Genomic DNA, 20,399 nt, shown 5'->3' on the forward strand with positions numbered 1-20,399 from the left:
TACTTGTGTTGCGACACTTGCGTGTCGGCTTAATGTGCATCCGTCAGGATGCCCTGCACGTTTGGTTCGTTCATTCTTTGTTCAGTTTTCAAAGGCCAATCCGTTATCACGTGTTACGTGATGTTCCGTTCGTGACAACTTCTTAATATTATCACCTGCGCAACTCTTTGTCAACACTTTTTTAAAATTTCTTTTTTCGTGTTTTCCATGAAGTGCTCGCGGCAACTTTTATATAATAGCATCTGCAAAGAGCACGGTCAAGTGTTTTTTTATATTATTTAAAAAAACGCCAACGGTTCATCAAGATCCGCTAGCGTTCTACTATATTAAGCCAAACTAATTGTTTTCCATTTGCCGGAGCGGAAACGTAAACGAATAAGTATCCAGCGCACAAACTGGTCTACTGCTATCGCTAGCCAAGCACCTATCAAACCAAAACCAAATACCTGAATAAAGATATTTGCCAAGATAACCCGTATTCCCAAAACCCCAATAAATGTTGAAACCAGTGGGAAACGTGTATCTCCTGCCCCACGCAAGGAACCAGCTACAATTAACTGATTCGCCTGGAAAGGTTGAATCACAGCCGCAACTCGCAAAGCCGATGAGGCATTTTCGATAATAGCCGGATCATTCGAATAAAGACCGACTAGAATTTCCGCAAAGAGGAACATCACCATTCCCACCACTATCCCGCTGGCACTTCCCATCATGGAACTGTTATGGGCATACTTTTCTGCGTCATCCGATTTCTTGGCACCGAGCGCTTTTCCGACCAATGCCGACGCAGAGATACCGAATGCCTGCCCAATTACAAACGACAGTGAAAGAATACTCATTCCAATCTGATGCGCTGCAAAGACCACTGTGCCTAGACTTGAGACAACCTGCACAAATAAAATTATACCCGTTCGCATCACTAATTGTTCAATCGCTGACGGCAAACCAATCGTAATCAAATTTTTCAATGTACGTTTGGAAAAGTTAAATTTATTCTTGAACGAGAAACGTAAATCACTTTTTCCTGACATCAAGTAACGAACCATAAAGATGCTGGCCGTGAAATTCGCCAAGGCCGTTGAAATAGCCGCACCGGCAATCCGCAGTTCCGGAAAGCCCAAAAGTCCATAAATCAAAATGGCATTCCCGATTACGTTCATAAAGTTAACCCGGATATTGATGTTCATCGGTACTTTCGTTTCACCAATCCCACGCAAGGACCCTGTCACCCCAAAGTTAAAGGATTGGAATAAGTAACTGACACAAATAATCCGGAAATAGCTGATACCGATATCAATTGTTGCCTGCTCCGCTCCCATAAAGGCCATAATTTCACGGGCATAAATAAAAGCTAAAATTGCAAGTGGCAAGGCCAATGTCATGCTGATTATTAGGACATGCTTTGTGACATTTTCCATCTGATCCTTCTTACCAGCTCCAAAATACCGTGCGATAATCGCCGTTCCCCCGACGTTTAACGCCTGAACAACCGAAAGTCCCAGAAACAGCGGTTGATTTACAACCCCAACCGAGGCTACTGCCGCAGCCGCATAACCTGTGTCCGCAATATTCCCCAACATCATCATGTCAATCATCCCAAAAACCGAACCTAGCACCAATTCAATCAGCACGGGCCACGCGATATTCATAATATCTTTATTAATGGCACTCTTAAAAGCAATCCTGTTCCTTATTCCCTCCGACATTGAACTATACACATTCTTTCTGATTTGATTTTTAACTTCACTTTCTATTGTACTATATTTACGAAATTTATCAAAAAAAGGAAGAGCGGCTTCCGCTCTTCCTTTTTTTATAATTTACTGTCATCCACTGCAGAAAGTTCTGCATCGATGGCATGAATGACATCCGTCAACGAACCTTCCTCAAACGGTGATTTCAAATGCGCCAATTTAACAAGCTCGAGGAAGCTACTTGTTCCGCCCACTTCACAGATTGCCAAGTAATCATCCCAAGCATTCTCATCCTTGTCGATAATTGCACGCTTCCAGAATTGGAATGCCAATACTTGCGCCAACGTATAATCTATATAGTAGAAAGGCGTATCGAAAATGTGTCCTTGGCGGAACCACAACGTCCCTTGATCCAAGAATGGATTTTCGGAATAATCTTTATGCGGATTATACATTTTCTCCAATTTTCGCCACGTTGCTTTCCGTTCTGACGGTGTCATTTCCGGATTTTCATAAATTTCATGTTGGAAGTGATCAACCAAGACACCGTAAGGAAGAAATTGCAAGGCTCCGCCCAAATGACTGTATTTGTATTTTTCAGTTTCTTCTTTAAAGAATAGCTCCATCCATGGATAAGTGAAAAACTCCATACTCATGGAGTGGATTTCAGCACTTTCGCTGGTCGGGAATACCAACTCCGGTTGTTTGATCCAACGGGATTGGAATACCTGGAATGCATGACCCGCTTCGTGTGTCAGCACATCGATGTCGCCACTTGTTCCATTGAAGTTTGCGAAAATGAAGGGTGAATCGTAGCCGGGAATGAACGTACAGTACCCACCGCTTTGTTTACCGTCTTTCGTTTCCAAATCCAAAAGATCACGGTCGTACATATAGTCAATGAACGTACCCGTTTCCTTGGAAAGTTCATGGTACATCTTTTGACCCATTTCCATGATATAAGCGGCGTCGCCTTTTGGTGTGGCGTTGCCGTTCAGGAACTCAAGGTTTAAATCATAGTAATTCATGCGGTCCACACCGATACGTTTCGCTTGGCGTTCATAAAGTTTTTGCGCCACCGGAACGACATCGTTCAACACGTTTTCACGGTACGTTTGGACCATTTCGCGGTTGTAGTCATAACGCTCCATGCGGATGTAGCCCAGTTCGACGAAATCTTTGAAGCCAAGTTTTTTCGCGATTTTGTCGCGTAATTTCACCAGTTGGTCGTAAATGTCATCGAATTTTTCTTCGTTTTCCTGGAAAAATTTGAAATATGCTTCTGATGCCGCTTTACGAATGTGGCGGTCAGTTGATTGTTGGTAAGGTCCCAATCCGGAAAGGTTCAGGATTTTACCATCAAATTCGATTTGTGCGCTTGCGACTAATTTGTCATAGGCACTCGCCAATTCATTTTCTTTTTGTAAGAGTTCTATTACTTCTGGACTGAATGCTTTTAGTTTGTATTCAGCCATCTTGAAGTATTGCTTTGGAAGAACTTGTTCCAATTCTTCTCGGTATGGAGTATCAAGGATTGCTTGATAGTATTGGGTGTTAATTTCCGAATACAAAGGAATATACTCATCCCAATATTCTTGTTCCCCTTGGTAAAATGCATCTTTTGTGTTGATGGAATGGCGGATATAGGCCAATTGACCAAACTTATCCGCTTCATTCAACAGATTCGTCATAGTCATGACTGCTGCCACCGCTTCATCTGCATCGGGTGCTTCTTTTAATTTTTCAATCGCTGCTGTTGCTTCAGCTTTATAAACCTCATAATCAGGACGTTCATATTTGTACTCAGAAAATTTCAAATTCAAATAAAGTCACCTACTTTTCTTTAGTTAGGATAATTATACCACTGTGAGGTAAAAATAAACCTCGAAACTTAAATGAATTCGTGGTTTTTGAAGTTTGGAATGGCGATAAAGTGACTCACTGGGATGGAAGTCACTTTAAAATCGTTTAAAGTGATTTACTCGGTAGTTTTACCTGACTAAGTCACTTTGTTTAAATTTAAAATGACTTAGTCACCAAAAACAGCGACTAAGTCATTTTAAAGGGATTATTATTTACGGAGACTAGGGGATTTGAACCCCTGCACGCCTTCCGACGCCTAACGCATTTCGAGTGCGTCCTCTTCAGCCTCTTGAGTAAGTCTCCACTGCATATCATATCACGATTTTTGCAAAAAATTAATAGAAAAAATCACAAAACTTTCCTCAATAAAGCTGAAACTTCCACTCTTCACCATGATAGTAAAATTCACTTAAACTGTCATCTTCGAAAACTTCCAGCATTGCTGCAAAATCCGGGGCGAGTGAATGACTCATGATTTCCTGGCGTTCGATCCAAAAAACTTCGCCTTCATCGGAACTTTGCAACTCTCCTTCGAAAACCGATGCTTTGAAAAATAAAACCACGTAGCGGGCATCTTTGCTATCCTGGAATTGCTTGATGCCGCACAATACCGGATCAAAAATCGTCAACCCTGTTTCTTCTTTGACCTCGCGAATCACCGAGGCAACGAACGATTCGTTCTTCTCGACTTTCCCTCCTGGGAATGTCAGTCCAGGCCAGTCCACTTTCTTCCGGTCCTGCACCAAGAGCCGCCCTCGTCCATCCTGAATCATACACATATTGGTAAACACTGCTGCTTCGCTTTTTGACATTGTCCCACTCCTACTGTCATTCGTCTTTTCTGATATAATCACTGTAACCATTAAAGGAGGCCATGACAACCATGATTCCTAAAAACCAGCTCTTCGAAGAGGCGTTCCAAATGTTTCTGACGGCAGCGCCAGTGTCACTGAAGTCCGTTCCTTTTTTCCGCAAACTGAAAAACGAGCGGAAGCTGAAACAGTATGCCACTAAACTACAATCGGATCTGAATTCAACTGATGACCGGGAAGAGATAAAAATGATTGTAACAACTTTTCTTTTGAAATTAGATGAAGAGAAACTTCTATTCGAGCGCCCTTTCCTGAAATATTTCCTGGAAAAGGGCTATTTGGACGTTGCTGAACAATTTATGAATCAAGCCGCCGAAATGGATGGCAAACTGAAAACCTGGGAAGTTTATCAAGCCATGCGTAATGTCTGGATTATGAATAGTTTGCAGTTATATTGGGATTTGCCACTCGAACTGACCTCACCTGTTTATGCCTATAGCATGCTCTACCCTTATACGGACAACTATCTAGATAATCCGGATATTTCCCTGGAGGAGAAAAAGGAATTCAATGAACATATCAGCCGTGCTTTAAGGGGCGAACCAACCTATCCCGATCGCCTTACAGAATTGTTCGCCATGATTGAAGGTCATTTCCCACGGGAACAGTTTCCGGAAGTGTTCGAAAGTATTGCGTTTATCCATGAGACTCAAATTGCCAGCCTTCACCAACATGGTACGCTTAAAAAAGAGGAAATCCTTCGTCTCAGTTTCATGAAAGGTGGCGCATCGGTATTGGCTGATGCTTTCTTGGTCAAAGGAACCCTCACGAAAGAGGAAATGCGCTTTGCTTTTGAGTATGGGGCATTCCTGCAACTGCTTGATGATCTACAGGACATAGATGAAGACAAAAAAGACGGCCACTTCACTCTCTTCAGTGCCAAAGAAGGCTTACTGGATGAGGAAGTCCGTCAATTGCTCAAATTTATTTATGCCACCAATGCCCCTCTTGAACGCAACCAAATGAAGGACGTGATTCGGACATGTACAATCATGATGGTGATGGAGGCTGTCAGTCGCAGTCCGGAGCGCATTTCACGCACTCTGTATAAAAAGCTTGAAGCCGCTTCTCCTGTACGGTTATCTTTTTACAAGGAAATGATGGGTTTCTTTGAGACCATCACTACTAACACGGACCTTGATGCTGCTATTGAAACGTTTAGATAATTTCCCATTTGAACGAAACAGAATCCTGGACGTTGATATCTTCGGGTTCGATTTCGGGTGCAGCGACTTCCATCATGATGCGGCTGTCGCGTTTGTAGGAAGTTTCAGAATGGAAATATATATCATGCCAGCTATAGTCGATTTGTATTAATTCTCCCAGTTTCGCGCCGGCTGCACGTGCCAATATTTCAGCTTTGTGGTGCGCATTTTCGGTCGCATTAATCAGGAGTTGTTCGCTAACCGCACTTGAGTCTTTGACGGTGAACTGGATAGTGATTTCCGGGAACACTTCCGATTTAGCCACCGCGGACAAAACTTTGGAAAGTTGATCGGAATCATAGTCGAATTCAAGCTTCAAACTATGTTGGCAGCTATACCCAGCGAAGCGCCGTTTGTAGTCCTCGTTTTTATCGCGGTAATTTTCATAGTAAGTGTCAATGTTGAAGCGGGTGGTTTTTAGGTCTTTTTTCCCAAAACCTACCGAAATGACGGCTTCGTTCAATTTAGAAATGGCGGTGGTCGCTAACTGCATCGTTTTTTCGTATTCGTAATCGATGGTTTCGAGATTCATGGTGATGACGATGAGGTCGGGTTTGACGCTGGCTTTGCCGACGCCGGTTATGGTGATGTTGCGGTTCATATAATACCTCCGTTCAGGTTTAGTTTGATATAATGATTACATTGAGCAGCAGAAAGGATGAATGGCATGGGATTATTGGTTGATGGACAGTGGCACGATAAGTGGTACGATACAAAGAGCACAGGTGGTCGGTTTGTGCGGAAAGATTCGCAATTCCGCAGCTGGATTACACCGGATGGGAGCGCGGGTCCAACGGGTGAAGCGGGCTTCAAAGCGGAAGCGGGACGTTATCATTTGTATATTTCCTTGGCTTGTCCATGGGCAAGTCGGGTAATGATTTTGCGCAGCATCAAGGGTTTGAAAGATATGATTTCGGTGTCGATTGTGAACCCGTTGATGGTTGAAAATGGCTGGACGTTTGAGCCAGACGAAGGCGTGATTGCGGATCCGGTGTTGAATGCGGACTACTTGCACCAAGTATATACACATGTGGATCCACATTATTCTGGTCGCGTAACGGTACCTGTATTATACGACAAACAGACCAATAAAATCGTCAATAATGAGTCTTCAGAAATTATGCGGATGCTGAACTCGGCATTTAACCACTTGGGTGCAATCGCGGGTGATTATTCACCGGAAGAATTGTTGCCCGAAATTGATGCTATCAATGCTAAAGTTTACGATAATGTAAATAATGGTGTTTACAAAGCCGGTTTTGCGACGAAGCAGGAAGTTTATGAAGAAGAAGTGCAAAACGTCTTCCGGACTCTGGATGAGCTGGAAGAACTTTTAGAAAGCCAGTCTTATTTGGTCGGCGACAAAATTACGGAGGCGGACTGGCGCTTGTTCACAACGTTGATTCGTTTTGACAGTGTGTATTATGGCCACTTCAAATGTAACATCCGCAATTTGACTGACTACCCAAACTTGTGGCGCTATACAAAAGAGTTGTATAATTACCCAGGTGTAGCGGAGACAGTGGACTTCAAACATATTAAAGAACACTACTATCGCAGTCATAAAACAATTAATCCAAACGGGGTTGTACCGTTTGGACCTGAGTTGGATTTGAGCCTATAGTGACAAAGAGCTCCGGAAAAATTCCGGAGCTCTTTTTGTATGTTGATTATTCGTCATCTTCTTCGTCTTCAAAAGCCGGATCATCTTCGTGGGCTTCTTTGCCAACAAAAGCTTGAAGCATCCAGATGGTTTTATCGATTGTGGCTTTGTAGCCGATAAGCGCATCTTCCAAAACATCTTCGCCCGCCTCATTAGCCATAGCAATGGTGCGCGTTGTGAGGTCTCTGGTGGCACGGTAGTCGTCAACCAGGTTCTCGACCATGCGTTCAGCGGAGAGGTATTTGTCTGCCCCATCTTCTTTCAGCAAGGTATATTTCAGGAATTGCTCGGTTGTGGAAATTGGCTTCTGACCATTGGAAAGAAGAACTTCAGCTAGTCGATCGAACCATTCTTCATTTTCATCATAAAGCTCTTCGAATTTTTCATGCAGCGCGAAGAATTGCGGGCCTTTTACGTACCAGTGATATTGGTGCAATTTTACATGTAACGTGTGGATATTGGCGAGAATATGATTTGTCATCGCCCCTGGGGTAGGGTTGTGATGATGGTCGTGTTCTTCTTGCTTCAATTCTTCCTCGTATTTTTCTTGCGGCGTTTTATTTGTTGTCACTGTCTACTCCTCCTCTTTTTGTAACTGCTTACATCCTTATTATACGCTATTTTTGGTATCTGGGGTGATTACTCACATTGATTTCCAGCTTTGAGTAATCGTTATTTGGAAAAAGTGATTACCCAAAGGAGAAAGTGGCCTTTGAGTAATCACTTTAGCCCTGAAACTGATTACTCAAAAACCTCTTTACCTCTGAGTAATCACCCCCTACCAATCCTCAATCCGAATAAACTTTATCCGCCTCTTCCAACATGTTATATACTGCTTCATAAGTACCACACACATCACCCGGAACTGCGTAGTCGCTAGTCACTTCGCGCAACTGCGCAAATTCCGTATCTAAATCCGGTTTCTCATCGCCTGCATCTTGAACTTTTTCTTGAAGCCGCGAGTAGAGCTCCCGCACATCGAACGCTTCCGGATGGTTCTTACCATGAGCACGCGTAATCGCGGTCGTAAACAAATCCAATTTTTCATGATTATCATTAATATATTCGTTAATTTTTGCCACAGACGTTCCCCCCTAAATTTAAACTGCTTTCACTTTTGACTTAATGACTGGATACCCCAAGTCTTCGATCGCTTTTTCGATTTCTTCTATTTTCACTACTTCTTCATTAAAATCCGTTTTTACCTTGCTGGAATTAAACAACACCTTCACCGAACTTTGTTCGATACCATCCAGGCCCTTTACTGCACTTTCGATTTTTTGCATACATGATGGACAAGCCAGACTTTCTAGCTGAATCGTTGCTTTATACATAATTTTATCGCTCCCTTTTCTTTTGTTACTCCTATTGTAAGCCCAAACCCGTTATAAAAAATTGACCACCGTCAAGTTCTAGTGACTTAAGTCATATTTCAACAAACGCATACCATTCAAGATTACTACCAAAATACTTCCTTCATGCACCAACATCCCAATCGACATATTCATCCACTCACTGAACAACAAACTTGCCAACAAAACGGCAACCACACCAACCGCAATCCCAATGTTCTGTTTCATATTCGAAGCTGTCACTTTCGTCAACCCCAAGGCGTGGGGCAAGCGGCTGAAATCAGAATTCATCAACACCACATCGGATGTCTCAATCGCCACATCCGTCCCGCTTCCCATCGCTATCCCAATATCAGCAAGCGCCAACGATGGACTATCATTCACACCATCCCCAACGAACGCGACAATCTGACCCGCTGCTTGTAATTCCGAGATGTATGCCGCTTTATCTTCCGGTAACATATGTCCGTGCGCCTCGGTCAATTCAAGTTCCTGGGCAACCAAATCAACCGTCCCCTGGTTATCCCCAGATAGCACCACCAAATTTTTAACACCCAGTTTTTTCAACTTTTGTAAATCAGCTTTAACGCCTGGCCGTACCTGGTCGCGAATTCCCATCAACACCTTCAACTCTCCATCCACTGCCGTCATAACCAAGGAGTTGCCATTTTTTTCAAAAAGGTGGACATCTTCTTTTGCCTTCGCATCAAACAGAACGCTTTCTTTTTCCATCAATGCGACGTTCCCGACCGCAACCCGGTGACCTGCCACAGTCGCGACAATCCCACCACCTTTTACGACATTCGTATCCTCAACCGGCAACGTTTTAACTACACCAAGTTCATTCAACACCGCTTTGGCCAGCGGATGATCCGATTCTTTCTCGATACTTGCCAAGTAACTTAACGCAATATCCACGTTTTCACCATAGAACGCTTTTTCCGCCACTTCCGGATTACCGACCGTCAGCGTACCCGTCTTATCAAAAACGATTGCATCCACTCTACTGAAGTCTCCAATTACTTCGCTCCCTTTTAAAAGAACCCCATGGCGGGCACCATTCCCGATACCAGCAACGTTAGAGACCGGTACCCCAATAACCAAGGCACCCGGGCAACCCAACACGAGAATCGTAATGGCCAGTTCCACATTTCGTGTCAAAAACCACACTACAAATGCGATGACCAAAACAGCCGGTGTGTAATACTTAGAAAAACGGTCAATGAAACGTTCCGCTTCTGATTTGGAATCTTGGGCTTCTTCCACTAATTCGATGATTTTCCCGAATGTCGTGTCTTCCCCGACTTTGTCCGCCCGGATTTGAATGGTCCCATTTTCCAGGATGGTTCCTGCGAACACGCCGGATCCTTCCATTTTAGTAACCGGCACCGACTCACCCGTAATACTTGCTTCATTGATATGCCCTTCGCCCGACAATACAGTTCCGTCAACGGGTACTTTTGCGCCTGTTTTTACAAGCAGAATGTCCCCTTCGTCAACATCATCTACTTCAACTTCCTCAAACTCACCATCATCCATTAACAACAACGCACTTTCCGGAGCCATTTCCGTTAGTTCCTTGATTGCGGAACGCGTTTGATTCAAGGTGCGTTGTTCCAAATAACCACCGAACAAAAACAGGAACGTCACAATTGCGGATTCTTCGTAGTTTTGAATCAAGAACGCTCCAATAACGGCAATCGTAACGAGTACATCGATACTCACGACTTTCACTTTTAACGCTTGATAAGCTTGAATCGCAATCGGTGCGACTCCCAGGATGGATGCAATAATGAAGGAAGTGTTGAACACCAGGGTATTATGTAAAATAAAATGTCCGAACACCCCTACGAGGATCAAGATTCCACTCATTATGGTGATTTGATTTTTACTACTCAGTATTTTTTTTTGCATGATTTATTCCTCCGTCTCATTTTTTAAGGTTGAACCGACTACAGCGTAACCAAGGTCTGCGATGGCTTGTTCAACTTCTTCAATCACAACAAGTTTTTCATTGAAAACAGTCATGATTTTACGGGAATTGAATAAACCTTTGACACTATCTGCGTTGACACCCTCTATGCTGCTAAATGCATCGGTTATTTTTTGCAGGCAAGAAGGACACGTCATTTTTTCCAAGGTTATAATTGCTTTCATCATGATTTCTCACTCCATTTCCTGTTCCTCTTTACACTTATAAGTATAGGCTGGTGCGGAATGTTAAACCTTGACCACCGTCAAGTTTGGATAATAAAAAAACTCCAGCTAGAAGCACTGGAGTTTTGTTTATTATAATTTTGAAAAGGGAATGATTGATTGGGCTTCATCTGGATGGTCACGCAATTGTTTTTCCATCCAAATAATATCGAACCACTCTTTAAATTTATGGCCGGCTTTTTTGAAATGTGCGACTTTTTTATAGCCACGTTTTGTATGGAAACGTTGGCTGGCATGGTTTAAATAGTCACTTTCTTCATCTGTTTCCGCAATGCAGGCATATACGTTAATGATGTTTTGTTTATATAACATTTCCTCAAGAGCTGTATATAATTTCCCGCCCAACCCTTTGCCACGTTGGTTTGAATCCAGATAAATACTGACTTCTGCGGACCAATCAAAGGCTTTCCGCGTTCCGTATGGCGAAGCATAGGCGTAACCGATGATTTCATTGTTTTCTACCGCCACGATATAAGGATACTTTTGTAATGTATGGGTAATGCGATTTGAAAATTCTTCAACGGTCGGCACTTCATATTCAAACGTTATCGCCGTCTGCAAGACGTATGGTGCATAAATTCCCAGTAAATCCTTGGCATCTTCTGCTGTTGCTGGCCTGATTGTGATTGATTCGTTCATGCTTCACCTACTTATACTTTTACCGTTTATTATATGCAACTAAACCGATTTTGTCAGTAGTCGTTTATGGCTATTGTCGATTAACAAAGCACCAATTGGAGCAGTAACCATGATCGCAACGACCGCAACTGTCAAAATGATTTCCCCACCCGGAAGTCCCATGGCTAAAGGTAAGCCACCAATTGCGGCTTGAACGGTTGCTTTTGGCATATACGCAATGGCCGTAAATACTTTTTCTTTTGGAGAAAGTTGGGTATTCAGTAAACTCGTAAAGACTCCTGCCATCCGGAATACGAGCGCACCCAGCACCAAGACTACCGCCACTAGACCAGCTTTTGCGGCATAGTCGATATTGACGGTGGCACCCACTAAAACAAATAGCAAAACTTCCGCACCTACCCATAGTTTGGAGAACTTATTGGAAAGACGCACAGCCACTTCGCTTTTTTGTTGTTGAATGAGAACACCCATTGCCATCACCCCCAGCAATCCGGAAAAACCAACAATACCGGCCAGTGCTTTTTCCATACTCACCATTAAAAAGGCAACTGATAAGATGATTCCTACTTTCGTAGTGTCACGCATATGAAAGTGGGTAAATACCTTTGTTAACACATAACCCGTCACAACGCCGACAATAATTCCCAATACAATGGAAACCGGAATCGTCAGAAAATCCGTCGCATGTACGCTACCACCTGCAAGCAATCCCGTAAAGGCAGTAAAAAGTACAATGACAAAAACATCATCAACCGACGCTCCTGCTAACACCATTTGCGGGATACCTTTTTTGGTACCATATCCCGCTTCCATCAGGCCCAACATTTTTGGCACCACCACCGCGGGCGAAACAGCAGCCACGACCGTCCCTAAAACGGCAGCTTGTAAAAGGCTGATTCCCAACAATTTCGGAGCCAATACCATCACCCCAATAATTTCGAACGTAGCTGGAACAAAGCACATCAACAGGGCAGGTCGTCCTACCTTCTTCAAATCTTTAATATCCAGACTCAGCCCCGCCCTTGTTAAAATAATAATCAAGGCGATTTGTCTTAAGTCAGCCGAAATGTCCAAAATCGACGGATCGATTATATTCCCTACATAGGGCCCCATCAAAACCCCCGTCAAGAGCATTCCTATCAAACGTGGTAACTTAAAGCGCTCTAAAACATTCCCTAACACACTACCTACTAAAAATATAATTGCCAGTGAAAATAACATGTCTCTTCTCCTTTAATCGTAGAAAACAAAAAAAGCCAATGCCCCTACGATGTTTAATCGTAGAAGTCATCAGCTTATAAATTAATAAGCGGTTCTGGCATTTTGCCATGGGAGAACTTCATTCCCGTCAATAGCATTCTATTCCTTTATGGTGGCACTTGTCAATCTCACGATCCATTTTCTTACCGCCAAAACTTTGTGGCTTCGGCCTTATCGATGATATTGAAGGTAATCATTTCTTTGAGCAATTCGAAATCAACGGGGTCATTCCAACCAATACGGAAAATATTGTTTGTTTGCGTGTAACCCGCTCGGTTTATTTGTTCGGTAAAATGCTTCATCCCAGCAACTTCGGGAGAAACAGCGATGTGTTTTTGGGAAACACTAAAACCGATGATATAAGTACCATGGTCAGCAAACATGGGCTGGTTCCATTTAACAATCGGTTCCAGCTGTGGGAACTTTTCATTTGTCCATTCAAGGATTTCTTTCAATTTTTCACGATTTTTGGGATTTTCGACCCCTTCTAGAAAGTGATCAAATTGTTCCATCATACCCTCCTTAATTCAAAACTTCACGTAGTTTCTCGGCAAATGCCGTCCAACTATCAATTGCACCCTGTAAGGCGCCTTCATAGGCCTTGATTTCTTCACTGAATCCCGACTGTTCCAGATGAAGTTTTGTTCCTTCCGGACCAGAATGCAAAGTCCATGTAACAATAGTGTTTTCACCTGCGCTAGACCACGTATAGGACAACCGGTTTGGTTCATCTACTTCCAGAACCTCACCCTTCACGATACCATCCCAATGTTCATTGGGCTTGGCATGAAATTGAAATGAGTAACCTTGTTGCGCACGAAAATCATTTTCCCATATCCATCTTTCCAGCATCTGCGAATCCGTCAGCGCATGCCATACGAAATTTATGGGATTGGGGTATTGAAAATCTAACACTACATCTGGTTTCATGCTTGATCCTCCTGTATTATGTTTAATCAATTTAAGTCCTGATGCTTCTATGATACGTTCTAGATAGCTGTCTGTCAAAGCATAATGAAAAGGGTTACAATTCCGTTCAATAAAGGGCTGGGAGTTTTCCCCCAGCCCTTTATCTATTTAAGAATAACTTTAACGCAAACGTGCTCAAAAGGCAGCTCCGACGCCACTTTGTCATGGTTGTTGCTGCTTCAGCAGCTTACAAGCATGATACACTTGGGAGTAGCCCACAGTGCCTCCATAATAATGCTCAGATGGTCTACGACCATCCTGTGCTTATTCGTTCCAGTTGCCATAGCCGTTGCTACTTTAGTAGCTTACGGATATGGTATGCGTTAGAAGGTTCGGGGCTAAACGCCTTTTTTCCCACTCTTAAGTCTAGAACTCTTTTTCACCATCATGGGCAACCAATGCTGCATTGCGAACGGATGGGATTTCCGTTATATCCTTGATTAGTTGGCTTTCTGATTTTGTTCGTAATTCGATGATCATATCCAGACCATTTTTAGAAAAATTACGTGATCGAACTTTGCTATTACGTGCGTATTTTTTTACGGTCGTTAAAATTTCCGTTTCCTGGTCCATGTCCGCCATATTCAAGACTAGAAGAAACGGCGCCCGTCCGAGTGGTACAAAATCCAGGATAATCAAAAAGATGGTAACGAAAATGGACGTTAAAAGAGCGACTTCGTACAGCCCAGTCCCACAGACAATTCCTGTGTGGACAGACCAAAAAAGGTAAACCATATCCAGTGGATCTTTGATGGCGGTCCGGAACCGAATAATAGCTAAAGCTCCGATTGTTCCCAGCGTGATAACCAAATTGGATTGCAACGACATGATAATGGTTGCAATAAAGAAAGGAATAACCGCGAGAGCCATGTTAAATTGTTTGGAATAGAAGCTGCGTTTTGAGATAAAGCGGTAGACTAAAAATTCGTAAAGAGAAAAGATTGCAACCATGCTGAGCATGGTAATCGTTGATACCGTGGTGATTTGCGTGTTATTGAAACCTGCCTCTATTCTTTGAAGCATTTCTATTAGTTGTCCCATTTGTTCCCTCCAAAAGTTTGTACAGCTGATCGTGCCATGTAATATTTTGAAAAAGTAGTCTGTTCTAAACCATCCATTTGAATGGCTTGTTTTATGTATTGGGGCAAAAATTCGTCAAATTTTATTTCCAGAAGATTCATTCCAGCATCTAAAACCGGCACTTTCAGATAATCATTCGTCAAAAAACGGTCCTTTTGGTAGGAAGCACTTATATTTCGGTCCAATGTCACACGGACGTTGCCGGGAAAATCGACAAATGCCGTGCGTTCGTAAGTGACAATTACTTTAGGTTGGAACAGTTTTGTCATGACTTCCAGACAAAATTCCTGCAACAGCTCGCGATCCGCCTGCCAATACAATGCACCTACGTCCCCACTGAATAACTGTTGGAATTCACTTACCGAGACGGTACAGCTCGTTTTTTGGCTCAAGTTATTATCTTTCGCCTTCTTCTCTAATTTGATAAATTGTCCATTGTCATTGTAAGTCCGTACGCGAAACTTCCGTCTTTCGCCCAAGCTATACTCATTATCATAAAAACAAGTATTGTCGTAGTCATCGAAGTAAAGGCTGTTCACTTGGTAAAATCCGCCCGTCTTATCGGTGTAATCATCCATACGCAAGAGAGGCTGGAGCCTTTGCCGAATAATCTGCAGAGTAGAGTCGTGACACAGAAATTTCATTTCGTTTCGTAAAACGACATTTTGATTATTTTGACTCATTCACTGCCTCCTATTTGTTCATAAATGAATTGGTCCATGCCTTGAAGCCGTTGTAAGACATAGTCTTTGAATGGTTCAGGATTACCTGTGTAAGCCGAACGCTCCCAACGATCATGGTTTCTCTCAATCGCACCGGATCCATAGATATCTGCAATCATTTCATCCAGCCTTTGCGCCATTGCTTCATCCGACCAACCACCTTGCCGCAATTCTGTGTAACGTTCGACAACCATTCTGATTATTTCCTGGTTGTTTTGGTCCACATTGCTGGAAATAAAAGATGGATAAAACATGGTATATTGACTGACTTGATCCACAAATATAGCCCGCAATTCTTCTTCACCAGACCAATTGTGTCCCCAAGTCAAATCCAAATCCCATGGCGATTCCAGTACCACATGCTGTTCTCCATCATATTTTGCAATATAGTTGCGGTTTTTACGGTAGTTATCAACCGCTCGGGTCAGTGTAAGAAAAAGCCAATAATCAATTTGGTTACCAATATCCGTTTGTTCATACAGATATGCCTGCGATTCTTCCGAAAACTGACGCATCAGGACGGAATGGCGAATGCCAGGGTCCCATTTGGCTTTATGGTCCGTATTTTCCTCTGGGAAGCGCAATTCCACGGGGAGAATGACGTTATCCTTTACCGAACCATCAAATTGCGTGTAATCAATCGGATGATTGGATATCATCCGGTAATAATAATCCGTCTTGCGCGGATCCTCGTTTTCTTCCAATTCTAGTTGTTTCGCATCAATCGGGTGCATGAGAGTATAGATTCCCCAGTAATCACCATTGATAAACACTTCAACGAAACGGCCTTGTGTACCGTTTTTGATGGCGAAGCGGTTATTGTCCGCCATTGTGTCATACCAAAGATTGTTCGATAGAGTATTACGCATTTTTTCCGGATCGTTATAAGGTGCGTACAAAATCCAGTCATCATCTTCACGCATGTTCAGCAATGAGAGATGATTATTTCGGATGTTTCTACCAAGAGACATGATTTTCAAAGAAACACGAATTTGTTTTTGTGGAAAAATACGACTGGATGCTCCCCGGTAGCGTACTTGAGCTTTGGAGACGATTTTCCTTTGTGATGGTGTTGCTTGTGAGTCGGTATCGTAGAGCGTGACCATCGCATCTTTATCCTGATCCCCAATTCCCTTGTTGATGAACGGATCATCCAAATCAATCGAAAAAATAGGGAGTGTTGTCACAACCAAATTGAATTCTTGGTACCACTCATCTCCATATACCAAAATCTTATGCTGTCTATTTTGTTCAACGGTTTCCTTCGTGATTCCTTCCCCTTCAAATAAAATCCGATAATCATTCCCGTTATGTGCTTGTGAACTAACTTTTGGATTTGCAGCATTTTCACTCTCTCCAATTATAGGATAGAAATAGGTTTGGGATTGCTTGTCGAAAATAAGTTGTTGTTCATTAAAAAAAATGTCTAGTTCTATGGTTTCAGCTCGCTCTTGCCGTTCATCCTTAATTTGATTCATTTCAGCTGTGGTTTCCCAAGCCTGATTTAAGGACGTCGTTCGCGTGTTAAAATCAAGATTAAAAAATAAATAAAGTAATAACCCCAAACTGGCTAGCAACAATAGTAGCTTCATTCCAGTTTCTTTCTTCAATCGCTCCACCCATTCTTTTGTAATTATCTTAACAATTATAGATTGTACACAAAATAACAATATATTTCAATGTGAGAGCAACATAAAAAAACTACCCCGATTTGGAGTAGTTTCTGGAATAAGAATTTAGCGTTTTTTAATTGGATGCCGAATAATGGTCCGCATTTTTTCGGGTGCTGCTTTACGTGGGTCACTCAGATAAATTTCATGATGGTGACGGGTTGGCCCCAAATCGATTTGGTATTCGGTCGTTTCCAGGAATGCATGCATCGCCTCAACCGTTTCCGGTTCTTCATCATACGGCCCCTGATGAAGAACTTGAACGGTCAAGCCTTCCGTTATCTTCAAAAATTCTGCTTTGGATGTATCGACATTCTTTTTCTGGATCGCTTCCGTTTTCGCCCACTCAACTATTTCGGGCGTCACGAAATCCGGTAAGCGAATCAAGGAAAGCCAGGCAAGTCCGCCTTTATTCCCGTAATCCATCCCTGGGGATCCGTCCGCCAACCACCACATTCCCTCCAGGGGCGGTACCACGTACTCGAAATAGCCCGGGAGGTTTGTTCCACTCTTATGACTCATGCGAATCGTGTAGGCAATCGCATAAAGAACAGAAACGGCTTGCGAGTATTCGCCCTTTTCATCATTCGGATCACCCTGGCCCCGTACAGCAAGGTACGGTATTTCGGGTACATCCACGATGGTCGGTTTCTTTTTCGCCTGATATAAATCTTTGTATTCTTTTTTAAAATCAAACACCATTTTTCCCACCCCTATTAAATGGTTATTTTTCCGCGGAATCCGCGCGATGAGTAGTAGGAATCCGCCCCGTTATGGTAGGTAAAGACCGTGTCATAACGGCGGTCGCAGAAAATGGCCCCGCCTTTGTTGCGAATGTGTTCTGGCGTTTTAACCCATGTGGATGTTTTTACATCAAATTCTTCATAAGTTTGAAGTTTGCGATACTCCTCTTCAGTCAGCATTTCGATTCCCATTTCTTCCGCCATCGTCATGGCATCCGTTTCGGGTTTATTCTTCTTACGCTTTTCCCAGGCAGCACGGTCGTAACACGTGTTGCGACGGCCAGCCGGTGTTTCTTTGACACAATCAACGAAGGTGAAGTCATCTCCGACTATATCTGGTTCGCCCCCGGTCTCTTCCATCGCAATCAAGGACTTAATTGCATCTGGGCTCGCTTCGAGATGTTTTTTTACATCCACCCATTTCGTATTTTCATGACGATGCATGTTTTCTTCAAAACGGGTTTTTAATGTTTCGAATAGTGTATCTTTGTTCATTATATTTCCTCATTTCTTCCAGTTCCCATTCTTTAAATTACCGTTTGACGTTCGCGTCACCGTCGCCCATTATGGCACGTATTTCAGCATCGGAAACCAAGTTTAAATCGCCCGTAATCGTCAGTTTTAACACGCAAGCTGCCAGGGCATATTGCACTGTTTCTTGGGGATCGAAGTTGTGAAGCAAGCTGTGAACGAAGCCGGCACCAAAAGCATCGCCCGAGGCAACTCCTTCCATAATATGCATCTGATACGTTTTCGTTTCATAGAAAGTACCGTTTCGATAGAGCATGGCCATCCATTCACTGTCTTCGACAGAATGAATATTCCGCAAGACACTTGCGACAGTGTGACAATTGGGGAAACGGGTAGTAATTTCTTTCATTGCCGCTTCGTATTGGTCTTTTTGGGCAATGCCGTGTGTCATGTCGCCATCGAAAGCCTTGATTCCCAGGGAAGATTCGAAATCTTCATCATGTGCCAGGCAAATGGTCACATATTGCATGGCTTCATTCATGAAAGCTTGGGATGCTTCCGGCGTCCACATTTTACCGCGGTAATTGAGATCACATACGACTTGGATATCATTTTCCTGACAATAATGACAGGCAGAAAGAATCGCTTCAGCCAGTTCTTTGGAAACAGCTGCGGTTACGCCGGAGAAATAGAAAACTTTGGTGCCTTTCAGTAAGGTGGGCCAGTCAAATTCGTCAGCTGTCGCTGTAGCAAACGCACTGTTTGCCCGGTCGTAAACGACATTTGTAGCGCGAACGCTTGCCCCTTTTTCAAAAAAATATAAACCAAGTCGGTTGCCACCGAGAATAATATTATGTGTGCCGACGCCGTATCTTCTCAGTGTTGACAGGGCTGCTTCGCCAAGTAAGTTATTCGGTAGTTTGGTTATAAATGAAACAGTGTCACCCAGGAGTGCAAGGGAAGTTGCGACGTTCGCTTCTGCCCCTCCGTAAGTTGCCTCGTAGGAATGGGCTTGTAAAATCCTTTCATTTGTTGGTGGTTTTAGGCGCATCATCACTTCGCCAAAAGTTGTTACTGTCATTTAATCTTGCCCCTTTCTCAATCGTTATTTCTATTGTACATCAGATTTGATAAATAACGATTGAATATACGGGGTGATTTTTTCATCATAATCGGGATAGACAAAGTTATTTTGCGTTGCAACTTTATGGCTGTAGGTTCGGAACAGCTCTTGCACCGTGAATAAGGATTGCCAGGTTTCAGTGATGGTGCGCGTTTGATATGTCGAAAGCATTTGTTGCCATTGTTCAGCGGGTAAATGTTTATCGATGAATTTATAATTTTTACCAAGGCTAAAGGTATACCCCTGACGACTTCCGATTTCCCAAGCCATCATTTGCAGGAGAGCTGGCCTTATGATGCTGTTCAGATGGTCGATGGCAAACAGGATTTCGTCCCGGACAAGTCCTTTAGCAACATAAGTACTGACCCACCAAAATTCATTAATGCAATCATCGTAAGTTTTTGAGGTTGGTGGCTGAATCCAGTATTGTTCGTCGGTTGGTGTGATTTCGGGATTGTTTTCGTCTTTGTCTAAAAGAATAGCGACTAAACCATCGCTATTGGTGAAGTAGGTGTCTTTTTCTTCAATCGGAATCAATGTCAGGTCTAACTTATTACCATCTTCGAAAAGTATGAGGTAGGAAAACCAGTTGCCTAAGGTGGGTGGATAAAGCGTCATGGCTTCTGGTTTTTGAAGCATCAGTCTGGGACCAAAATAATCTAGCCACATGTCATCGGATTGGAACGAATCCATATCCGTTACGAAATAAGAGATGTCGTAATCCTTAAATTCGTCATCTGGAATGGTCGGGTTGGTACGCGATCCTTCCAAGGTGACGAGGCGGATGCGTTCGTCACTCTTGGCACAATCCAAGATAAGATCATACATTTCTTTTTCAGTGCGCATGGTTTTGCTC

General features: G+C 43.0%; 22 protein-coding genes, 1 tRNA gene and 1 riboswitch. Of the genes, 2 read left to right on the forward strand and 21 right to left on the reverse strand.

Annotated elements, in window-relative coordinates:
* Nucleotides 1-326: 326 nt before the first annotated feature.
* The 4 genes from ACTU7M_RS10620 to ACTU7M_RS10635 form a co-directional block, all read right to left on the reverse strand.
* The gene (locus tag ACTU7M_RS10620; RefSeq protein ID WP_443474370.1) at nt 327-1,649 is read right to left on the reverse strand and encodes an MATE family efflux transporter; all 1,323 of its coding nucleotides are present in this window, start codon (nt 1,647-1,649) and stop codon (nt 327-329) included.
* Nucleotides 1,650-1,813: 164 nt separating this feature from the next.
* On the reverse strand, nt 1,814-3,511 hold the full coding sequence (locus ACTU7M_RS10625) for a M3 family oligoendopeptidase (RefSeq protein WP_443474423.1): 1,698 nt from the start codon (nt 3,509-3,511) through the stop codon (nt 1,814-1,816).
* 261 nt (nt 3,512-3,772) lie between these two features.
* Nucleotides 3,773-3,860, reverse strand: a tRNA-Ser gene (locus ACTU7M_RS10630).
* A 59-nt stretch (nt 3,861-3,919) separates the two neighbouring features.
* Nucleotides 3,920-4,369, reverse strand: a complete 450-nt coding sequence (locus tag ACTU7M_RS10635; protein WP_443474371.1) for an 8-oxo-dGTP diphosphatase — start codon at nt 4,367-4,369, stop codon at nt 3,920-3,922.
* Between the two features lie 71 nt (nt 4,370-4,440).
* On the opposite strand from ACTU7M_RS10635, the gene ACTU7M_RS10640 reads away from it, so the two are divergent.
* Nucleotides 4,441-5,595: a hypothetical protein gene (locus tag ACTU7M_RS10640; protein ID WP_443474372.1), complete on the forward strand. Its 1,155-nt coding sequence runs from the start codon at nt 4,441-4,443 to the stop codon at nt 5,593-5,595.
* Here the strand turns inward: ACTU7M_RS10640 and ACTU7M_RS10645 are convergent.
* Complete coding sequence (locus ACTU7M_RS10645; RefSeq protein WP_443474373.1) at nt 5,588-6,235, reverse strand: SIMPL domain-containing protein; 648 nt, start codon at nt 6,233-6,235, stop codon at nt 5,588-5,590. The two genes, ACTU7M_RS10640 and ACTU7M_RS10645, sit on opposite strands and share 8 nt — an antisense overlap.
* Nucleotides 6,236-6,301: 66 nt before the next feature.
* Here ACTU7M_RS10645 and ACTU7M_RS10650 point away from each other — a divergent pair, with 66 nt between their 5' ends.
* Nucleotides 6,302-7,258 carry a glutathione S-transferase family protein gene (locus tag ACTU7M_RS10650; protein ID WP_443474374.1) on the forward strand — a complete coding sequence of 319 codons (957 nt, stop codon included), beginning with the start codon at nt 6,302-6,304 and terminating at the stop codon, nt 7,256-7,258.
* Nucleotides 7,259-7,304: 46 nt separating this feature from the next.
* On the opposite strand, the gene ACTU7M_RS10655 is transcribed toward ACTU7M_RS10650, so the two are convergent.
* From ACTU7M_RS10655 to ant(6), 16 genes are all read right to left on the reverse strand, one after another.
* Entirely contained in the window at nt 7,305-7,868 is a 564-nt protein-coding gene (locus ACTU7M_RS10655) for a Dps family protein (RefSeq protein ID WP_443474375.1), read from the reverse strand.
* A gap of 217 nt (nt 7,869-8,085) precedes the next feature.
* Entirely contained in the window at nt 8,086-8,379 is a 294-nt protein-coding gene (locus tag ACTU7M_RS10660; RefSeq protein WP_443474376.1) for an iron-sulfur cluster repair di-iron protein, ric, read from the reverse strand.
* A gap of 18 nt (nt 8,380-8,397) precedes the next feature.
* Entirely contained in the window at nt 8,398-8,631 is a 234-nt protein-coding gene (locus ACTU7M_RS10665; RefSeq protein ID WP_443474377.1) for a heavy-metal-associated domain-containing protein, read from the reverse strand.
* A gap of 78 nt (nt 8,632-8,709) precedes the next feature.
* Nucleotides 8,710-10,563, reverse strand: coding sequence for a heavy metal translocating P-type ATPase (locus ACTU7M_RS10670; RefSeq protein WP_443474378.1), 1,854 nt, complete (start codon nt 10,561-10,563; stop codon nt 8,710-8,712).
* Between the two features lie 3 nt (nt 10,564-10,566).
* Nucleotides 10,567-10,809, reverse strand: coding sequence for a heavy-metal-associated domain-containing protein (locus tag ACTU7M_RS10675; RefSeq protein WP_443474379.1), 243 nt, complete (start codon nt 10,807-10,809; stop codon nt 10,567-10,569).
* Nucleotides 10,810-10,938: 129 nt separating this feature from the next.
* Nucleotides 10,939-11,505: a GNAT family N-acetyltransferase gene (locus tag ACTU7M_RS10680; RefSeq protein WP_443474380.1), complete on the reverse strand. Its 567-nt coding sequence runs from the start codon at nt 11,503-11,505 to the stop codon at nt 10,939-10,941.
* Nucleotides 11,506-11,544: 39 nt separating this feature from the next.
* The gene (locus tag ACTU7M_RS10685; protein ID WP_443474381.1) at nt 11,545-12,726 is read right to left on the reverse strand and encodes a cation:proton antiporter; all 1,182 of its coding nucleotides are present in this window, start codon (nt 12,724-12,726) and stop codon (nt 11,545-11,547) included.
* Nucleotides 12,727-12,779: 53 nt separating this feature from the next.
* A riboswitch (Fluoride riboswitch) is annotated at nt 12,780-12,861 on the reverse strand.
* A gap of 47 nt (nt 12,862-12,908) precedes the next feature.
* Complete coding sequence (locus ACTU7M_RS10690) at nt 12,909-13,277, reverse strand: iron chaperone (protein WP_443474382.1); 369 nt, start codon at nt 13,275-13,277, stop codon at nt 12,909-12,911.
* 10 nt (nt 13,278-13,287) lie between these two features.
* Nucleotides 13,288-13,695: an SRPBCC family protein gene (locus ACTU7M_RS10695; RefSeq protein ID WP_443474383.1), complete on the reverse strand. Its 408-nt coding sequence runs from the start codon at nt 13,693-13,695 to the stop codon at nt 13,288-13,290.
* Nucleotides 13,696-14,100: 405 nt separating this feature from the next.
* Nucleotides 14,101-14,775, reverse strand: coding sequence for a DUF4956 domain-containing protein (locus ACTU7M_RS10700; RefSeq protein ID WP_443474384.1), 675 nt, complete (start codon nt 14,773-14,775; stop codon nt 14,101-14,103).
* The gene (locus ACTU7M_RS10705; protein WP_443474385.1) at nt 14,763-15,497 is read right to left on the reverse strand and encodes a polyphosphate polymerase domain-containing protein; all 735 of its coding nucleotides are present in this window, start codon (nt 15,495-15,497) and stop codon (nt 14,763-14,765) included. Before ACTU7M_RS10705 ends, ACTU7M_RS10700 begins: the two co-directional genes overlap by 13 nt.
* Entirely contained in the window at nt 15,494-17,146 is a 1,653-nt protein-coding gene (locus ACTU7M_RS10710; protein WP_443474386.1) for a CotH kinase family protein, read from the reverse strand. Before ACTU7M_RS10710 ends, ACTU7M_RS10705 begins: the two co-directional genes overlap by 4 nt.
* A 126-nt stretch (nt 17,147-17,272) precedes the next feature.
* Nucleotides 17,273-17,908 carry a GyrI-like domain-containing protein gene (locus ACTU7M_RS10715; RefSeq protein ID WP_443474387.1) on the reverse strand — a complete coding sequence of 212 codons (636 nt, stop codon included), beginning with the start codon at nt 17,906-17,908 and terminating at the stop codon, nt 17,273-17,275.
* 14 nt (nt 17,909-17,922) lie between these two features.
* Entirely contained in the window at nt 17,923-18,444 is a 522-nt protein-coding gene (locus ACTU7M_RS10720; protein WP_443474388.1) for a DUF4256 domain-containing protein, read from the reverse strand.
* A gap of 37 nt (nt 18,445-18,481) precedes the next feature.
* Nucleotides 18,482-19,501: a PfkB family carbohydrate kinase gene (locus tag ACTU7M_RS10725; protein ID WP_443474389.1), complete on the reverse strand. Its 1,020-nt coding sequence runs from the start codon at nt 19,499-19,501 to the stop codon at nt 18,482-18,484.
* A gap of 30 nt (nt 19,502-19,531) precedes the next feature.
* Nucleotides 19,532-20,389, reverse strand: coding sequence for an aminoglycoside 6-adenylyltransferase (gene ant(6) / locus ACTU7M_RS10730; protein ID WP_443474390.1), 858 nt, complete (start codon nt 20,387-20,389; stop codon nt 19,532-19,534).
* Nucleotides 20,390-20,399: the final 10 nt, after the last annotated feature.

Source organism: Jeotgalibaca sp. A122 (genome assembly GCF_052266715.1).
GTDB lineage: Bacteria > Bacillota > Bacilli > Lactobacillales > Aerococcaceae > Jeotgalibaca.

What these genes read in the sequence shown, in the direction of transcription:
- ACTU7M_RS10620 (WP_443474370.1), bottom strand. Translation starts at nt 1,649, where the DNA reads ATGAATATCGCGTGGCCCGTGCTGATTGAATTGGTGCTAGGTTCGGTT.
- ACTU7M_RS10635 (WP_443474371.1), bottom strand. Translation starts at nt 4,369, where the DNA reads ATGTCAAAAAGCGAAGCAGCAGTGTTTACCAATATGTGTATGATTCAG.
- ACTU7M_RS10640 (WP_443474372.1), top strand. Translation starts at nt 4,441, where the DNA reads ATGATTCCTAAAAACCAGCTCTTCGAAGAGGCGTTCCAAATGTTTCTG.
- ACTU7M_RS10645 (WP_443474373.1), bottom strand. Translation starts at nt 6,235, where the DNA reads ATGAACCGCAACATCACCATAACCGGCGTCGGCAAAGCCAGCGTCAAA.
- ACTU7M_RS10650 (WP_443474374.1), top strand. Translation starts at nt 6,302, where the DNA reads ATGGGATTATTGGTTGATGGACAGTGGCACGATAAGTGGTACGATACA.
- ACTU7M_RS10665 (WP_443474377.1), bottom strand. Translation starts at nt 8,631, where the DNA reads ATGTATAAAGCAACGATTCAGCTAGAAAGTCTGGCTTGTCCATCATGT.
- ACTU7M_RS10670 (WP_443474378.1), bottom strand. Translation starts at nt 10,563, where the DNA reads ATGCAAAAAAAAATACTGAGTAGTAAAAATCAAATCACCATAATGAGT.
- ACTU7M_RS10675 (WP_443474379.1), bottom strand. Translation starts at nt 10,809, where the DNA reads ATGATGAAAGCAATTATAACCTTGGAAAAAATGACGTGTCCTTCTTGC.
- ACTU7M_RS10680 (WP_443474380.1), bottom strand. Translation starts at nt 11,505, where the DNA reads ATGAACGAATCAATCACAATCAGGCCAGCAACAGCAGAAGATGCCAAG.
- ACTU7M_RS10685 (WP_443474381.1), bottom strand. Translation starts at nt 12,726, where the DNA reads ATGTTATTTTCACTGGCAATTATATTTTTAGTAGGTAGTGTGTTAGGG.
- ACTU7M_RS10690 (WP_443474382.1), bottom strand. Translation starts at nt 13,277, where the DNA reads ATGGAACAATTTGATCACTTTCTAGAAGGGGTCGAAAATCCCAAAAAT.
- ACTU7M_RS10695 (WP_443474383.1), bottom strand. Translation starts at nt 13,695, where the DNA reads ATGAAACCAGATGTAGTGTTAGATTTTCAATACCCCAATCCCATAAAT.
- ACTU7M_RS10700 (WP_443474384.1), bottom strand. Translation starts at nt 14,775, where the DNA reads ATGGGACAACTAATAGAAATGCTTCAAAGAATAGAGGCAGGTTTCAAT.
- ACTU7M_RS10705 (WP_443474385.1), bottom strand. Translation starts at nt 15,497, where the DNA reads ATGAGTCAAAATAATCAAAATGTCGTTTTACGAAACGAAATGAAATTT.
- ACTU7M_RS10715 (WP_443474387.1), bottom strand. Translation starts at nt 17,908, where the DNA reads ATGGTGTTTGATTTTAAAAAAGAATACAAAGATTTATATCAGGCGAAA.
- ACTU7M_RS10720 (WP_443474388.1), bottom strand. Translation starts at nt 18,444, where the DNA reads ATGAACAAAGATACACTATTCGAAACATTAAAAACCCGTTTTGAAGAA.
- ACTU7M_RS10725 (WP_443474389.1), bottom strand. Translation starts at nt 19,501, where the DNA reads ATGACAGTAACAACTTTTGGCGAAGTGATGATGCGCCTAAAACCACCA.